Source organism: Membranihabitans marinus, from assembly GCF_021729155.1.
GTDB lineage: Bacteria > Bacteroidota > Bacteroidia > Chitinophagales > Saprospiraceae > Membranihabitans > Membranihabitans marinus.
Map to the genome: position 1 here is coordinate 206,138 of NZ_JAJQYA010000001.1, position 16,501 is coordinate 222,638.

The 16,501-nt window shown below is 38.2% G+C and carries 9 protein-coding genes; 7 read left to right on the top strand and 2 right to left on the bottom strand.

From position 1 onward, the window contains the following. The first annotated feature begins 461 nt into the window (after positions 1-461). Positions 462-2,204: a GMC family oxidoreductase gene (locus tag LVD51_RS00760; protein WP_236969256.1), complete on the top strand. Its 1,743-nt coding sequence runs from the start codon at positions 462-464 to the stop codon at positions 2,202-2,204. Between the two features lies 1 nt (position 2,205). After that, the gene (locus tag LVD51_RS00765) at positions 2,206-2,913 is read left to right on the top strand and encodes a gluconate 2-dehydrogenase subunit 3 family protein (RefSeq protein WP_236969257.1); all 708 of its coding nucleotides are present in this window, start codon (positions 2,206-2,208) and stop codon (positions 2,911-2,913) included. Between the two features lie 319 nt (positions 2,914-3,232). On the opposite strand, the gene LVD51_RS00770 is transcribed toward LVD51_RS00765, so the two are convergent. After that, on the bottom strand, positions 3,233-3,775 hold the full coding sequence (locus LVD51_RS00770; RefSeq protein WP_236969258.1) for an RNA polymerase sigma factor: 543 nt from the start codon (positions 3,773-3,775) through the stop codon (positions 3,233-3,235). 372 nt (positions 3,776-4,147) lie between these two features. On the opposite strand from LVD51_RS00770, the gene LVD51_RS00775 reads away from it, so the two are divergent. From LVD51_RS00775 to LVD51_RS00790, 4 genes are all read left to right on the top strand, one after another. Further along, on the top strand, positions 4,148-5,119 hold the full coding sequence (locus LVD51_RS00775) for a FecR family protein (RefSeq protein WP_236969259.1): 972 nt from the start codon (positions 4,148-4,150) through the stop codon (positions 5,117-5,119). Positions 5,120-5,238: 119 nt separating this feature from the next. Beyond that, positions 5,239-8,910, top strand: a complete 3,672-nt coding sequence (locus LVD51_RS00780; protein ID WP_236969260.1) for a SusC/RagA family TonB-linked outer membrane protein — start codon at positions 5,239-5,241, stop codon at positions 8,908-8,910. A gap of 11 nt (positions 8,911-8,921) precedes the next feature. Then, positions 8,922-10,658 (top strand): SusD/RagB family nutrient-binding outer membrane lipoprotein, encoded by a 1,737-nt coding sequence (locus LVD51_RS00785; RefSeq protein ID WP_236969261.1) that lies wholly within the window; start codon positions 8,922-8,924, stop codon positions 10,656-10,658. A 33-nt stretch (positions 10,659-10,691) separates the two neighbouring features. Beyond that, positions 10,692-11,723, top strand: coding sequence for a dihydrodipicolinate synthase family protein (locus LVD51_RS00790; RefSeq protein ID WP_236969262.1), 1,032 nt, complete (start codon positions 10,692-10,694; stop codon positions 11,721-11,723). Between the two features lie 172 nt (positions 11,724-11,895). Here the strand turns inward: LVD51_RS00790 and LVD51_RS00795 are convergent, their stop codons facing one another. Continuing rightward, positions 11,896-14,511, bottom strand: a complete 2,616-nt coding sequence (locus LVD51_RS00795) for a hypothetical protein (protein ID WP_236969263.1) — start codon at positions 14,509-14,511, stop codon at positions 11,896-11,898. A 489-nt stretch (positions 14,512-15,000) separates the two neighbouring features. Between LVD51_RS00795 and LVD51_RS00800 the strand changes: the two genes are divergently transcribed. Continuing rightward, positions 15,001-15,918 carry a sugar phosphate isomerase/epimerase family protein gene (locus LVD51_RS00800; RefSeq protein WP_236969264.1) on the top strand — a complete coding sequence of 306 codons (918 nt, stop codon included), beginning with the start codon at positions 15,001-15,003 and terminating at the stop codon, positions 15,916-15,918. The last annotated feature ends 583 nt before the right edge of the window (positions 15,919-16,501 follow it).

Below are 16,501 nucleotides of genomic sequence, written 5' to 3' on the forward strand. Positions count from 1 at the left end.
TAGACTAGTTAACGTCAAAATGATTTGAAAATTGGTAAAATTAGTGACCGTATTTCTATCTCCCCATTAGATTGCAAATATCATGGTTTTGTATGCCAATATGTGTTGTAAAATATTTCCATTGATGGTAGTATTTTGTCTTTTTATAGTACAAAGTATTCTATATTAAGTTTGTTATTGGGAAAATGTGTAATTTAATGATTTTTTACGTGGTTACTTTTTGATATCAGTGAAGTTATTTAGCGATTCAAGGTAGATTGAATGAAGAAATAGAAATAAGTTAAAATAGTATTATCTTTTTTATAAGGACTAGTGCTTTTTTTTTATTGGATCGTTTGAATAGATATATATTGGGGTGATTCTGATGATATTGGAATTTAATATTAAGAAGTGAATCCATTTAGATAGATTTATTAAAATAGACAGAAGAAAATTTTAAAATATAAAATACAATAAGTACTATGTTTCAAATTAAAGAGCAAGCCAAAAAGTACGATGTTTTGATCGTAGGTTCTGGTGCAGGTGGAGGAATGTCCGCTCAGATTTTGGCGGAAGCGGGATTAAAAGTGGCATTGTTGGAAGCCGGTCCCAATTTTGACCCTGCCGACCCAGAGACCCAAACTCAGATGAAGTGGCCTTATGAATCACCTAGAAGAGGAGCCAGTACCGATACTCGGTCATTCGGCGATTTTGACATGGCTTATGGGGGCTGGCAGATCAATGGTGAGCCCTATACCAGAAAAGGAAATTCTGAATTTGATTGGTTTAGATCTCGTATGGTAGGGGGAAGGACGAATCACTGGGGGCGAATTTCTCTTCGATTTGGACCATTGGATTTCAAACGCAAAGATCATGACGGCAAAGGTGACAACTGGCCAATTGGCTACGATGATGTAGCTCCTTATTATGACAGGGTCGATAAAATGGTCGGAGTTTACGGGACTCGTGAAAATATTCCCAATGAGCCAGATGGCTATTTTTTACCTCCTCCGAAGCCGAGGTTGCATGAAATGTATTTAAAGAAGGATTTAAAGAAAATAGGTATTCCTGTGATTGCAGCCAGAAAATCAGTTTTGACCAAAAAGTTAAATAACAAACGCGGAGTTTGCTTCTATTGCCAACAGTGTAATAGAACTTGTACGGCTTATGCGGATTTTTCATCTTCTTCGGTGTTGGTTCAGCCTGCTTTGGAGACTGGCAATGTAGATCTTTATGTCAATGCGATGGTGCGGGAAGTACTTACCGATGACAATGGAAAAGCAACCGGTGTGTCTTATGTCGATAGAGTGGAGATGAAGGAATATAGTGTCAAAGCCAAGGTAGTAGTTTTGGCTGCCAGTGCTTGTAGTTCGGCCAGAATACTATTGAATTCAAAATCTGAGAAATATCCCAACGGATTGGCTAACTCTAGTGGATTGGTAGGTAAATACCTTCACGATTCCACTGGGGCTTCAAGAAGTGCAATCTTGCCTCATTTGATGGATAGAATCCGCTATAACGAAGATGGGGTTCGAGGAATTCACGTATATACACCATGGTGGTTGAACGATAAAAAGGATTTAGATTTTACTCGAGGATATCATATTGAGTATGGTGGTGGAATGAATGTGCCATTGTATGGATTTGGAATGGGCATGGAAAAGAAAAATGGTTTGGTTCCAGGGCCAGATGGCAAAAAAAAGAAAGCCGGTGGATATGGATTGGACCTAAAAGAAGATGTGAAACGATTTTGGGGAGCAGGTATAGGATTTGCGGGTAGAGGAGAGTCCATCCCTCAAAAAGATAATTATTGTGAAATCGATCCCAACGTTGTGGACAAATACGGAATCCCTGTACTTCGATTTAATTATAATTGGACTGATGATGAGATCAATCAAGCCAAACACATGCAAGATACATTTGAAGAAATTATTCATACCATGGGTGGAATTCCTATGGGAGAAAAACCGGGTAAAGAGAGTAATTACGGATTGGAAGCACCTGGAAGAATAATTCACGAAGTCGGAACGACTAGAATGGGTCATAATAGCAAAGATTCAGTGACCAATTCATTTGGTCAGACCCATGATGTAGACAATTTGTTTGTAATGGATGGAGGGGTTTTTGTGTCTCAAGCCGACAAAAATCCAACATGGACCATCTTAGCTTTGGCCATGAGATCTTCTGAATATTTGATTGATGAATTAAAGAAAATGAGCATTTAAAATGGATAGACGTAAGACTTTAAAATTAATGGTGGCTGGGTCTGCAGCCACGGGATTGGTATTGACAGGGTGTGAAAGCCCAAAGACTTCATCCGATGCTGGTCAAAGTAAGGTAGATTTGGAAAATGATTTGGGCTATGGTCGTACAGACGAAGAGTTAGTACGTGATAAAGCACTAGTAAAAGAGTCGTTTTTCTCAGATCACGATCTGGCGACTATCACTGTTTTGGCCGATATTATATTGCCTGCCGACGGTGATCATCCCTCTGCGAGTAATGCCGGAGTTGTTGAATTTATCGATTTTATGGCATTGGATCGTCCTACTTTTCAAGTGCCATTGAGTGGGGGATTGAGGTGGTTGGATCACGAAAGTAGTGTTCGCTTCAACAAAGTATTCAAGGATGCTAGTGCCGACCAACAAATCGCCATTGTCGATGATATAGCCTATCCCGAAGATGCCAAGCCAGAGATGAGCCAAGGGGTAAAGTTTTTCTCAACCATGAGAGACCTTGTACTAACCGGATATTTCACCAGTAAACCCGGGTTAGAAGATCTAGGCTTTATGGGTAATGTCCCCAATGTATGGGATGGGGTACCTCAAGAGGTTTTGGACAAACACAACTTGGCTTACGATGAAAAGACCTTGAAAGAATGTGTCGATCAATCGACAAGAAATGAAATCATGGACTGGTCGGATTATAAATTGTAAATTAATTTATACGAATTATAACCGACAATAATAAACGTATTTGGTAATATCCTTTATGTAGACTGAGAAATTGTAATCTATGAAGGTTATTCATTCAGTTGAAAGTAATAATTTCTACATAGGATTTACTGCAATTACATCATAGGTCATCGATATACATATCTTAACCGATATTAAAAAACGCATTAGATATTAAAGAGGTATTTTAACAAATAACTTTAAGTGAAAATGGAAAAACCGCGTTTTCGTCATCGAAAACGCGGTTTTTGTATTTTATCTCCTCATATATTAATTTCAATAGATGGTATTAGGGCAATTATTAGAAGGAGTTAAAGAATATGACAATAAGACTATACATGATTTCAGGATTGATGACTTTCTTTAAGTTTTTACCCGCTTCTGCCAAGTGATTTTTTACGGTGAAATAAGAAATCCCCAGTTGCTTGGATATTTCTTTTAAGGATTGCCCTTGTTGTCGATGCATAACAAAAATAGTTTTTTGTCTTGGGGGCAATAATTCTAAAGCATCATCTAGTACGGTTGCGTAATGTTTTTGTTTTATTGTTTGTTCAACAGGATTGACAATGTCTTCTTTTAGGGTTTTTCGATAATCGGTTTCGTGGGCGGCCTTTCGGAAGTGATCTATTATAGAATTGCGCGCCATTAAATAAATGTAATTGCTTACATCTTCTATTTCAGCCAGCCTATCTTTTCGTAAGCAGACCTTTAAAAAAATCTCCTGAGTAATGTCTTTGGCTAGGTCAACGTTCCCAACGTTTTTTAGCACAAATCCATATACCTTGTCATTGAAATCATGAAATATCTTTTCAATATCTAATGGTGTATTGACTTTAGACTCCATTCCTTTTCCGCTTATTAAATCCTATTAATTCTAGTAAATTTAAACTATAATTTTAACATCACCATAAGGTCTTACTGTTGCTAAATTGTTATTTCTAACTGGATTTTAAATCGGTTAGCAAGGCTAAAACCTAGTAATATTCCAACAATTGGATAGTATTTTAATGTGATCTGACTAAGGTTTTAGAGGGCAAATAGTGTAATTTAGTATTGGTATTGGATAATAAAATAGGACTTTTTGCCTCTTAAATTTGCTTATTAGATTGATTTTCAATGTAAAATTAATGTTAACTAAGCTCAATGTGTCTAATTTTTTAAATTTTGACTAGTCTATTTTTGAATTTCAACCGTTTCAATACCACAATCGGGAATAATGAATAAGATTGAGCGAATTAAGTTTTTATATAATAAGTATATCGACAGGGAAATTTCTTCTCAAGAATATGAGGAGTTGTTTGACCTACTGCTCGATGGGAATAATCTCAATCAATTAAAGTCTGAATTGGATGGTAAGTGGCAGGAAATACAGCCTCTGAAGTCTCCCTTAACTTGGGAGGAGATGAAGGTGAACATAAATGAAAAACCCAGTCGATCTAATATTATAAAAGGGAGGATGATATATTGGGCCGCGGCATCGGTACTTATTTTAATTTCTCTTTTCTTTTGGCCTCAATCTCCCAAAGTTGAATATGAAATATATCAGACCGGATACGGAGAAGTAAATAATATTACACTTGATGACGGGACTAAGGTCGTGCTCAATGCCAATTCTATTCTAAAGTGGCAAAAAGACTGGCGAAACATTGGGGTGAGAGAAGTTATAATTGAGGGGGAGGGATATTTTGATGTTGCTGGTTTGATTGCTCAAAGAAGTAAGAAAAAACTGCCGTTTAGAGTGTTGACCAATGACTTGACAGTGAATGTTGTAGGTACAATGTTTAACATCAAGAACAGAGGACATCAGACTGATGTATTGCTCGATGAAGGAGAAGTGCGACTTAAATTAAATAAGCCGGGTCCATCTGATGAAATCCTTCTTAGTCCTGGCCAAGCCTTGAGTTATTCAATGAAATCAAAAGATTTAAAAAGAATAGCAACTAGTGAGCAAAATTTGGCTGCTTGGAAAGAAGGCACATTGGAATATAAAGGTGTGGAAGTAAGGGAGATATTTAGACAATTGTCCGAGGTATTCGGGCTGAGTTTTGAGGTCGATGATGAGGACTTATTACAGAGAAAAATTACTGCTGGATTGCCCTATACAGATTGGTCCATTGTGAAACAGTCACTGGGGTTGATTCTCGGTGTTAGTTTAGAAGATAGGGAAGGGAAAGTATATATAAAATAGGAAAAAACGACTGGGAATGATTGGCGTCCCTCCCAGCCGTATTTAAATAACTGAAAATGAAAATGTAATTCATCTTTGATCGAAAACTTCGACCAAGGAAAAATTAAAACTATGCAACCATGAAATTAAATTTTTTACCGAGAAAAATGAAAATTCCGGGATTACAATTTTCCCCGGGGTCTTTTAAATGCAAAAAACTTATGTTTTTAGTATTGTCATTAATGACCTTATTTATTCAAATGCCTATCGGTAATGCCGCCGATAGAAGCCATACCGATGACGTATTGTTGGCTGAAGCCCTGCAGACATTGAGCGTGAATTACAAGGTGTTTTTTAGTTATGATGAGGCTTCTATAGCCAATGTAAAGGTGGATTTTAATCCAGAGAATTATTCTGGAGTAGAGGAAGCTATGCAATCTATTTTAGTCGGTACATCCTTTCAATATAAAATCTTTGATCAGCGTTATGTGATTTTATACGAAGAAACAGATAGGGGGATTCAATCGTTGAAAGGTATGGTAAAACACTTGAACAACGTCATTGATGTTCAAGAAAAAAAATCGGGTAAAACAGTAGTTTCTAAACTTCCGAAAAATGAATTTAATCGTGGAATTAGGAAATTGTCTGAGCCTGTATTAAATATATCTGGAACCGTAACCGATCGTTCTGGAGAACCTTTAATCGGCGTGAATGTATTGGTTAAAGGGACTACAAAGGGGACATCTACTGACTTTGATGGCAACTTTAATATTGCAGACGTCGATGAAAATGCGGTATTGATTATTTCCTATATTGGTTTTGTATCTCAAGAAGTTCCAGTATCTGGTAAAGGAAGTTTTACCATAGTTTTGGCTGAGGATTCTCAAACATTAGACGAAATCGTGGTTACGGCCTTGGGTATCGAAAGAGATAAAAGATCATTGGGTTATTCTGTGGCTGAAGTAAATAGTGAAGATTTAGAAAAAGTCCCTCAAGAAAATGCATTGTCTGCCCTTAATGGACGGGTAGCAGGGGTGAAAATCAGCAGTTCCAACAACGATATTAACTCTGAAACTAGGGTGCAAATTCGAGGAAATACTTCACTGACAGGTAATGATGATCCATTGGTTATCATTGATGGAGTTCCTGTAGGAGACCCAACTATAATGAATGATATCAATCCTGCAGATATCGCAAGTGTTTCTGTACTTAAAGGGCCAAGTGCTGCTGCATTGTACGGGTCGAGAGCCGGAAATGGGGTATTGTTGATCACTACTAAATCTGGAAAGTCAACCCAGAAAGGATTGGGTGTAACCGTAAATACAGCCTTGACTTTAAACCAACCTTATAGCTATATTCCACTTCAAAATAGATTTACCTCTGGACGTCAGGGCATATTTGATGAAGGTGCTTACCAACACTGGTATGGTCCAGAAGAAGGAGAAAGTGCGGTACAGTTTGGATCCAATGGAGAATCTACACCATTGGTTTTTCATCCAGATAACTTGGAAAATTTCTTCCAAACTGGGGTTTCCAATATCAACGATATGAGTATAAATGGGTCATATGACAAGGGAAGTTTTAGATTGTCAATGTCTTATTTGAATGCTACAGGTACTACTCCCGAAACAGAATTGGAAAGACTGGGGATGAATTTGTCCGCTAAGTACAATTTAGCACCGAATCTTTCCGTGTCTACTAATGTCAATTTTTCGAACTCTTTTTCAGATAATTATCCTGTTCAAGTCCACAACGATTATCAATTTACGGAATTGTATATGGTACCTCCCCATGTGGATATGAATGCTTTAAAAGACTATTGGTTGGTTGAAGACGAATTGCAAAACAATGTAAATACAAGTTTTAACAATCCTTGGTTTAGAGTGAATGAAAAGATTCAGAAATTCGATAGAAACAGAGGGTTTGGAAATATAAAATTGGATTGGGAAATCATTCCTAAATTGAATTTTATGGCTAAAATTTCTCAAATCAGTGGAAACGAGAAGAATGAAGAGTTAAATCCGTGGTCACTGTACGGTCGAGTGGCTAGTCCAAGAGGTGGTTACTTTCAAGACACGGAATACGACAAGGAAATCAATACCGACTTCTTATTTTCATACAATACCAAGTTGGGAGATTTCTATATCGCACCTTCAGTTGGGGGAAATTTGATGCGTCAGAAAAGATCTTTAGTGAGCGTAGGAGGAGACAATTTGGTATTGCCCGCCCTATACACATTGTCCAATGTAGAGCGCGGTGGATTGAACTACCAAACTGGTGTCTACAATAAAGCCATTTACAGTGTATATGGAATGGCAACTATCGGTTACAAAGATATGGTCTACCTCGATTTGACAGCTCGAAATGATTGGTCAAGTACATTGCCGATAGAGAACAGATCTTATTTTTATCCATCGGCTTCATTGAGTTTGGTGTTGAACGAATTTATCGAAATGCCGGAATGGATGGGTGTGACAAAATTGAGAACAGGCTGGGCTGAAGTAGGTAAAGACACTGATCCTTATGCCATTCAAGCTAGGTTGAATCAGGGAAGTTACGGTGATTTGGTTTACTATACCAATCCTTCGAGTATGGTCAATGCCAATTTAAAGCCGGAGATTGCCACTTCATTTGAAGTAGGATTAGATATGGCTTTCTTGGACAATCGTCTCGGATTGGATGCGACTTATTACACAGTTCAAAATAGAAACCAGATCTTAAGTGTAGGTATCCCCGGAATGACAGGATTTAATTCGACGACGATCAATGCCGGTATTGTAGAAAATTCGGGCTGGGAAGTAGGATTGTTTGCTACTCCAGTAAAGAAGGATGACTTTCAATGGAATGTTAATTTAAATATTTCACGGCAAGAGAGTAAGTTGACCGAATTGACTGAAGGTGTAGATCAGATTCAGTTTTGGAGCAATGTAGGTATTCAGGCCATCACTCGAGTAGGTGAAACACTGGGAGATCTTTACGGTCGTCAGACGATTAAGGTAGAAGAAGGAGAATATGCTGGATGGAATTTATTGGATGCCAATGGTGAATTGCAGCGATCTAATGACTATACCAAAGTGGGTAATTATTTGCACAAGTTTTTATTGGGTGGTCAAACCAGTATTTCCTATAAAAATATTTCGGTTTCGGCCAGTTTTGACTGGAGAAATGGAGGAGATTTTTATTCTATGACCATGTTGCGATTGGCAAGATCTGGCAAAGTAGAAAAGTGGGGTAAAGGAGAAGGAGAAAGTACCTTTACTGGAATCTTGAGCGCTTTGGATTTCAACGGCGATAGAGATGCTATTGCTGCAGAAGTAAAATCTAATCAAGAAAAATATAATCATTTATACGTTGGAGGAAGAACAGCTGACTTGGGTGGATTCCCATATAATGGTCGCGACAACGGTGTTTTCTTCCCCGGTGTATATGTCAATGCAGAAGGTGAATACGTGGAAAATTTTGGTGCAGAAGGAACTCAATTTGTGAATTCATTTGAAATCATCGAACCAGGTGGTGGATATTGGGATGTTGGGCATGCCGATAAGTTTATTTACGATGCTTCCTATGTGAAATTGAGAGAGTTGGCTATTTCTTATCAATTGCCTACTTCGGTCGCTCAATTGATAGGCTCTAGAGGAGCTTCGGTATCTGTGTTTACCAAGAACCTAATTATCTGGACCGCAGCAGGTATTGGCATCGATCCCGAATTGGCGTTTTTGAGAACCAGTTCTTCAGTTCTTCAAGGTGTAGATAGATGGAATGGTGGTCCGTGGACTTCTCCAATCGGTATTAAATTAAGTGTTGACTTCTAAATTATAATATAATGAAACTATATAAATTAAAATATTTATTCTATTTGGCAACGGTGTTTTTGCTGTCTACTTCTTGTGAAGATTTAACTGAAGTAAATACCAATCCCAATGCCGTAGGGGGAGAGAAAATCAATCCCAAATATGTGTTTTCTTCTATTTTGGCCAATTCACCGAATGCATATACGCAACAATTTGCCTATGGGAATTCGGAGGGGATATTGGAAGCCGTTCAGTATTTGCAGCGCGACTATATCGGTTTTGAAATCAATAACTTGATCTGGGGCGAATTGTCTTGGGGTTCCAGTATATACAAGCCCCTTAAGGATGCGGACTACGTATACGAATACGTTGAAACCTTGGAGGATGAAAACTTGAAAAAATTCTATCAGGGTACGGCTCTGATAATGAAGTCATTTTACTATGGTTTTTATACTTCACTTTGGGGAGATATGCCCTATTCTGAAGCAATGATGGCTGAACAAGGTGTTTTTACTCCTAAATACGATGCACAAAAGGATATTTTCTTGGGTGTAATAGCTGATCTTAAAGCGGCCAATCAAATGTTGAACGGTCTCGGTGTGATTGGAGAATTGGTAAACTCTGATCTTCTATACGGTGCAGATGCTTTGAATTGGCAAAAATTTTGCAACAGTCTTTTATTGAGATATTATATGAGATTGTCCGATAAAGCCGGTGATTTGGGACTAGATGTAGCGAGTGAATTTGCTCAAATCGTAAATAACCCTAGTCAATATCCGATTTTTACAAGTACCGACGACAATGCTTCCATTGAATATGGGGGTACAGCTAGTAATAACTCATGGAGAGGAGGTCCATTAGGATATTCAAATAGATCTGAATTTTACCGTAGAAAACCAGCCAAAACATTGGTTGATTTCTTGAGAATCAATGAAGATCCTCGATTGACTACATGGGTCAGACCAGTAGATGTACAGTTGGTAGTCGGTGACAATGGAAGTGAATACGGTATTGGTGAAGACGGAAGAGTAAAGAGGTATTTGCCGAATTACCAAGAAGGCATTGATACCTTTTTGTATGTAGGTTTGGATATCGCTATGAAGGAGCCAGATTCTTGGAACCTACGTCCGAGTATGGATTTTGCTGCGGTAAAAGCATTAGATGACAAAATGTATTTAGAGCAAGGTGCCAACCCACATACTTCTTATTTAGCCGATATGTATGCTGAAAATAGTCATCCCTTAGTGAAATCGATCTTGATGACTTATACAGAGGTCAATTTTTTGTTGGCGGAAGCATTTCACAAAGGTTGGATCAGTAATGGTTCAGCAGTGGATTATTATATTGCTGGTATGGAAGCTAGTTTGGATCAATTCGACATCCAAGACGGAAGTACTTCTGTGTACAATTCTACCAATCACCAGTTGAAATCTTTTGATAGGGCTGAATTTTTAGCCAAAGGTAGGGAGGATTTTGAGGCAGGTACAGAAACCGATCAATATTTAAATATTATGACACAAAAGTGGGTTGGTCTTTGGATGACTCCAGAAGGTTATTTAAATTGGCGAAGAACGGCTATGCCCGATTTGGCATCCAATATTATAAGTGGATCAAATGGTGATAAAATTCCAGTTAGATTTATCTATGGAAACAATGAACGCAATCTCAACGGGGACAACGTTGAGGCAGCTATATCCAAGTTGCAGCCTGCAGAGAACGATCAATGGTCCAAAATGTGGTTGCTTCAAGGAACGGGTAAGCCTTGGTAAAAAGAAATAATAACTAATACGAAATACGGTCAAATGCAAAATCGCAGAAAATTTTTAATCCAATCGAGTATAGGGATTTCTTCAGCATGGCTTAGTCCCAATTTTTTGATATCAGAAACAGAAGGGAAAGGTAAGCGAAAAGCATTGGCTCCAGGCTTGTGGGCAGTGATGATTACCCCTTTCGACGAAAAACTAAATATAGATTATCCTACATTAAAAAAGATGATACAATGGTACGAGGAAGCTGGTGTAGCTGGCTTCTTCGCCAATTGTGCTTCTAGTGAGATGTATCAATTGTCTCCGGAACAGAGGGTTGCGCTCACTAAGTTTGTAGTCGAAAATACCTCAAAGCCTGTAGTGTCGACTGGTAGTTTTTCTAATTCGGTTGATGAAAATATTGCCTTTATCAAGGAAATATACAATACTGGTGTAGATGCAGTAGTGTTGATTACCAGTGTTTTGGTTGAGAAAGAAAAGGACGATGAAGCTTTATGGCAACACATAAAAGCCATAGTAGATGGAAGTCCTGGAATACCTCTCGGTCTGTATGAATGTCCTAGTCCGTACAAAAGGTTGTTGTCCACAGATATTCTTGAGAAAATCACAGCGACCGATCGATTTGTTTACCTTAAGGATACTTCATGTGATGCTCAGCAGGTAGCAGCCAAAATAGCCACCATAGAAAATTCTCGTATGGGTATGTATAATGCACATACCCCTGATGCATTGTTTACTATCCAAAATAAGGGTCAAGGACTATCTCCTATAGGAGCGAACTTTTATCCTGAGATTTACGCATTTATATGTAAATATGGCAATTCAAAACGCAAAGCCAAAGAGGTGGCAATGGCCAATGAATTCTTATTGAAAAGCGATAAAATTATCGGCAAGAAATATCCAGTATCTGCCAAGTGTTTTATGAACTTGCGAGGACTGCCTATTCAGAACTACGCCAGACGCGATAGAGGACCTTTTACTGAAGATGAAATCCAAAGATTGAAGGATTTATGGGTGGATCTTCAAAAGTTGGCAAAGGATCTTAAGATTGATTTGGCAGTGGTGTAATTGAATTATTCTAAGTGCATTTGGTATTCAAGATGATTTACTGTGATTATCGACTGAAGTATAAGTCTAGAATCGAGTATAAGAATGACTTTTAATTGCTATAAAAATGAAAGAAAAAGGGAGACAAATTGTCTCCCTCTTTCAATTTACTAAGTCAGCATTATAATTTTAATTAAAAAGGGAATACATAACCCACGATTAATTGATTGTATTTAAAAGCATTTCTTCCCGTAAAATCGACGTAAATTTCACCGAAATTAACATCGAGTGTTGTACCGATAATAAAATTCCAAGCACCCAATAACTTGTCTTCGCTACTTCCTTTAGCTGCTTTCAATAGCCCAACACCTAGACCAGCATATGGTCTAATATGGGGAGGAATAGATGGTATGCGAATGTGATATAAGCCGTTGGCATTTATTCCAAATGAACTGGGGGAACCCAAACCAAAAAACGATTCTGGCATAAATTCAAAAGGGCTTCCCTCCTTGCCTATCATGTAATGTACTCGATATCCGAGGTTGAAAGTGGCATTTTCACCTAGGCCAAATCCAGCAAATCCCGACATGCCGTTGTATCTTACCTTGTCATTTAAGCTCCATCTGCTGCTACTGTCTTGATCCATCATCTCTTCTTCCATAGCTGGAACCATTTTTTCTTGCTTTTCACTGGCTACCTTTTCTTGTTTTGATTTTGTGGATTTTTCTAATTGTTTGAGGTAGCGCTCCAACATATATTCCATGTCATCCATTCGTCTATTGGTTACATCGATGATTTCTTGCAATTGTTCTTCATTGTATTCTACTGGTACAGGTTGTTGAACAATGACTGGAGGATTGGCTTGATTGCCACTAGGATTGACATTGTTGGGCATAGGAGGAAGATTCTGTTGGTTGAGTAGTTGATTGATCTTACTTTCCAATCTAGCCAACTGCATATATATATCGGCGTCTACAGGATCCAATGACGATTTGTCTTCGCTTATTTCCGTCAACTTTTTCTCTCGAGCAGGATATTCAACCATGGCCTCTATTTCTCTCATTTTTCTCTGCATGTTCTCAATCTCATTTCTTCTGGCTTCTCTTTGAGGATCAGACATAGATCGACTGGATGAATTGACATCTGAGGTAGAACTTTGTTGTTCTTTCATACCTTGAATAATTTCCTTGATTAAGAGTCTCAATTCTTCAGGAGTCATCTGAATACTACTTCTAACCTTTTCTTGTGGCATTTCTTGGGTGACTGGTGCTGTTGGCATTGCCGGTACAGGTTGAGTCGCAGCTGGTGTAGTTTGGGAAACTTTTTCCTCTTCTTTAACAATGATTTCTTTTTCAACCTCCACCGAAGATTTTTTGTCCAATTCTTCAATGACTTTTTCAGTATTTGATTTTTGTTCTGAGATTTCTTTAACCGCTTCTAAGTCTTTGGCGGCTACCGCTTCAGCCAATTGTGACTCTAGTATGTCCAATTTTTCTTCGTACTCCGCGATCAATTTTTCTTTGGCTATTTCTTGTTCAATTGATGAAGTAATTAAGTAATCATCAAAAGCTGTTTGTTTGACTACTTCAATTTTTTCTTTCTTCTTGCCCATGACAAAATTGAGGCTCATACCGTAGTTCCAAGAAGATTTGATTTCATCGGGCAGGCTTATATTTTCTATGTCTTGTTGAGTTGTCAAAATAGATTTGGCGTAGCCGGTGAGTTTTACATACTTGCTAAAGGGAATTTCCAATCCGAGACCGGCTTGAACAAATCCTTTATTTTTGTCAAAAGTAAGGGAGTCGGCTAGACCGGTGTATTCATCGCCCACTTGGATGTTACCTCCACCGAGGGTGATCCAAGGGATAATGCCTTTTCCTTCATTTAATTTGAATTTTACTTCCCCGCCGTACATTGATAAATCATCAAAATCCAAATTACTACCCTCGTCATCGATGGCTCTGGAATAAAATCCACGTATGCCAATTAGGGGACCAAAGTTAAGTCCTGTGCTTACACCAGCCATCCAAGTATCGGTATAGGGCAAGTCGTTGTGAAAGTCCATCTTGGATACGTGGAATTCTATGGGAAGGCTAAGTCCTTGGAATCCACTAGAAAATTGATCGAGGTAGGCTCTATCAATGTCAGTTAGTTGACCGGGTTTTCTTCCGCCGAGATAAAAAGCCAGAGAAGCTCTTAAGGCCCAGTTGGAAATTTTTTCTTGGTCAAAATTTTGGTCAGCTAATCCATACGACTCTCTTTCTAAGGGACTGAGAAGAGATATGTTGGAATTGTAGTTGTAGTTGTAATTCAGAGCTTGAAATCCGATGGTGTAACGGTCCCCAGCTGAAAATTTTATTCCTACTCCTGGGACTACATATAGTTGGTCGCTAGTGGCAAGAGAATCGGCGCCAATGGATTGAACACCAGCCCCTATAGAGAAATAGGGCAGGAGGGCACCTCTGGATAAATTGAGTTTCAATTCACCACCCATTCGTTTAAAACTAACGTCTCGACTTTGATAGTTTGATATTTGTGCGTCAGTGGGATCAAAATTAAATTGATCCAATTTAGTGCTCAAACCAAACCCTTCCGCATAGTTGGCGCCCAGTTCTACGTATTCGCCAAAACCTATGCCCAGTTGAATTCCACCCATAATACCGTTGTCTAGACCGGAGTTTTTAACAGGCCAATGGTATTCCGCGTAGGGGGATAGGGTATAGCTTATCCCTTGTAGTTGAGCCGATACTGAATGTCGGCCCAGAATAATAATTATTACGACTAAAATAAAATTAGTTAAATTTTTCATTTTTTGTTTTTTACATAACCAATAACTCTCTGCCTATCACACAGATAGTCTAAGGCATGAGTGAATGAATTCTGCAACTTTAAGGGGAATAACTTAGCTGATTGTGTTTTACTGTAGCGAAAATATAGGCACGATATTTATCGTGATTACATAGACTCGTCTATAGATTAAGACTCTAAGAGGAGTATTATAAGACTATATTTTTAAGTGATAGTTTCATGTTTTTTAATTTAATTCACGTTGATATTTATTGATCTTTTTCCGTATTTAGACGGTAAATTTATAGATAGTCACTTCATGGAGTCTTGACCTCATTTAAATGAATAGTTAATGTGAATGTGTCAATGTGAGAGTGTTAGATATGGTGAATCTATGATAAGTAAGTAATTCAAAATGGGGGGAATAAAGTTCTAGCATAGATTATAATTGCATTTCCCTCATTTTGAGAATAAAGTTTTATAGATTTGGGTAAACAATCGCTAGAATTCAATGGATCGAAGAAAATTTGTTATGAACACCGCAGCCCTGGGAATGTCACTGGGATTGCCATCTGTCTCAGCCCACAATTTGTCCGAGGAAATATCCAATAAACAAGGGCTGAATATTAAGAAGAGTTTAAAATATGGAATGATAAAGGCTGGAAATACGGTCTTAGATAAATTTAAACTTGTAAAGGAGATTGGATTTGACGGTGTAGAATTGGATTCCCCGAATGGATTGGATGCCAAGGAAATTTTGGATGCCAAGGAAAAGACGGGCTTGGTGATTCCAGGAGTAGTGAATTCATATCACTGGAAATATCCCTTGTCTCATCCGGATACAGCGGTAAGAGAAAAATGTCTTGAATCATGTAAGCAAGCTTTGAGGGATTGCAAGTTATACGGTGGTGATACGGTATTAATCGTGCCTGGAGTGGTGAATGCAGAGACGAGTTATGAAGAGGCATGGATTAGATCACAGGTGGAGATTCGCAAATTGATTCCCGTGGCTGAAGAAACAGGGGTGAAAATTGCTTTTGAAAATGTTTGGAACAACTTTATTTTAAGTCCATTAGAGGCGGCTAGATATGTAGATGATTTTAATCATCCTCTAGTGGGATGGTATTTCGATATAGGTAATATTGTTCGATATGGATGGCCAGAACACTGGATCCAAACCCTTAATCGCAGAATAATGAAACTCGATGTCAAGGAGTATAGCCGTGTAAAGCAACGGGAAGAAGGGGTGTGGAAAGGATTTAAGGTTGAACTTTTGGAAGGGGACTGCAATTGGCCGGTTGTCATCAATGCTTTGGATAAAATAGGGTATTCAGGATGGGCTTCTGCAGAAGTTTCTGGAGGTGATGAGGTGAGATTGAGAACGATTTATGAAAAAATGGATGAGATTTTTAATATTATTCCTGAATAAATTTTAGGCCGGTAAATTTCTATTTTATAACTAGTTGTTATTGAATTTAGACCATGGTTTCTATTCAATAACCTTTGAAAATGTTTGCATTATTCTACAATGGTTTTTGTAAGTGTAGTGCGGTTAATGCGCTGCGAGGAGATTCCATGAAATTCACTATCGAATTGCGTTGCAAACCCGTCTCGACGTAGAGACATGACCGAATGCAGTATATAGTACCCAATCGACTTAACGTCGATTGGGTGAAGGAACCGAAACACGGAGGTTTCGGCTAAATATCCTCGGCACAGTGGCCTACCCACCCGAAGCCAGTGGCTTCGGTTCCCTCGCCAAATGTCCATTAAGGACATTTGGTTGCTCTAAGGAGCAACTTTGCTCGGTCATTCAATATTTTTTCTTGAATTTGGGTATAGATTGTAATAATGCATTGACTTTACGAGAAAGAATAGTGATGTTTTTATCATATTATAATCACAAGTTTATTTTATTGGATGAATAAATAATTTTTGGATTGTTATGTGATAATAATTTCATAATTGGAATTATATTTACAAATATATTTGTTTTATAAAATACAAAACCC

Excerpts from the sequence above, each read along its gene's own strand:
- LVD51_RS00780 (WP_236969260.1), top strand. The coding sequence starts at position 5,239 with ATGAAATTAAATTTTTTACCGAGAAAAATGAAAATTCCGGGATTACAA.
- LVD51_RS00785 (WP_236969261.1), top strand. The coding sequence starts at position 8,922 with ATGAAACTATATAAATTAAAATATTTATTCTATTTGGCAACGGTGTTT.
- LVD51_RS00775 (WP_236969259.1), top strand. The coding sequence starts at position 4,148 with ATGAATAAGATTGAGCGAATTAAGTTTTTATATAATAAGTATATCGAC.
- LVD51_RS00770 (WP_236969258.1), bottom strand. The coding sequence starts at position 3,775 with ATGGAGTCTAAAGTCAATACACCATTAGATATTGAAAAGATATTTCAT.
- LVD51_RS00800 (WP_236969264.1), top strand. The coding sequence starts at position 15,001 with ATGGATCGAAGAAAATTTGTTATGAACACCGCAGCCCTGGGAATGTCA.
- LVD51_RS00760 (WP_236969256.1), top strand. The coding sequence starts at position 462 with ATGTTTCAAATTAAAGAGCAAGCCAAAAAGTACGATGTTTTGATCGTA.
- LVD51_RS00765 (WP_236969257.1), top strand. The coding sequence starts at position 2,206 with ATGGATAGACGTAAGACTTTAAAATTAATGGTGGCTGGGTCTGCAGCC.
- LVD51_RS00795 (WP_236969263.1), bottom strand. The coding sequence starts at position 14,511 with ATGAAAAATTTAACTAATTTTATTTTAGTCGTAATAATTATTATTCTG.
- LVD51_RS00790 (WP_236969262.1), top strand. The coding sequence starts at position 10,692 with ATGCAAAATCGCAGAAAATTTTTAATCCAATCGAGTATAGGGATTTCT.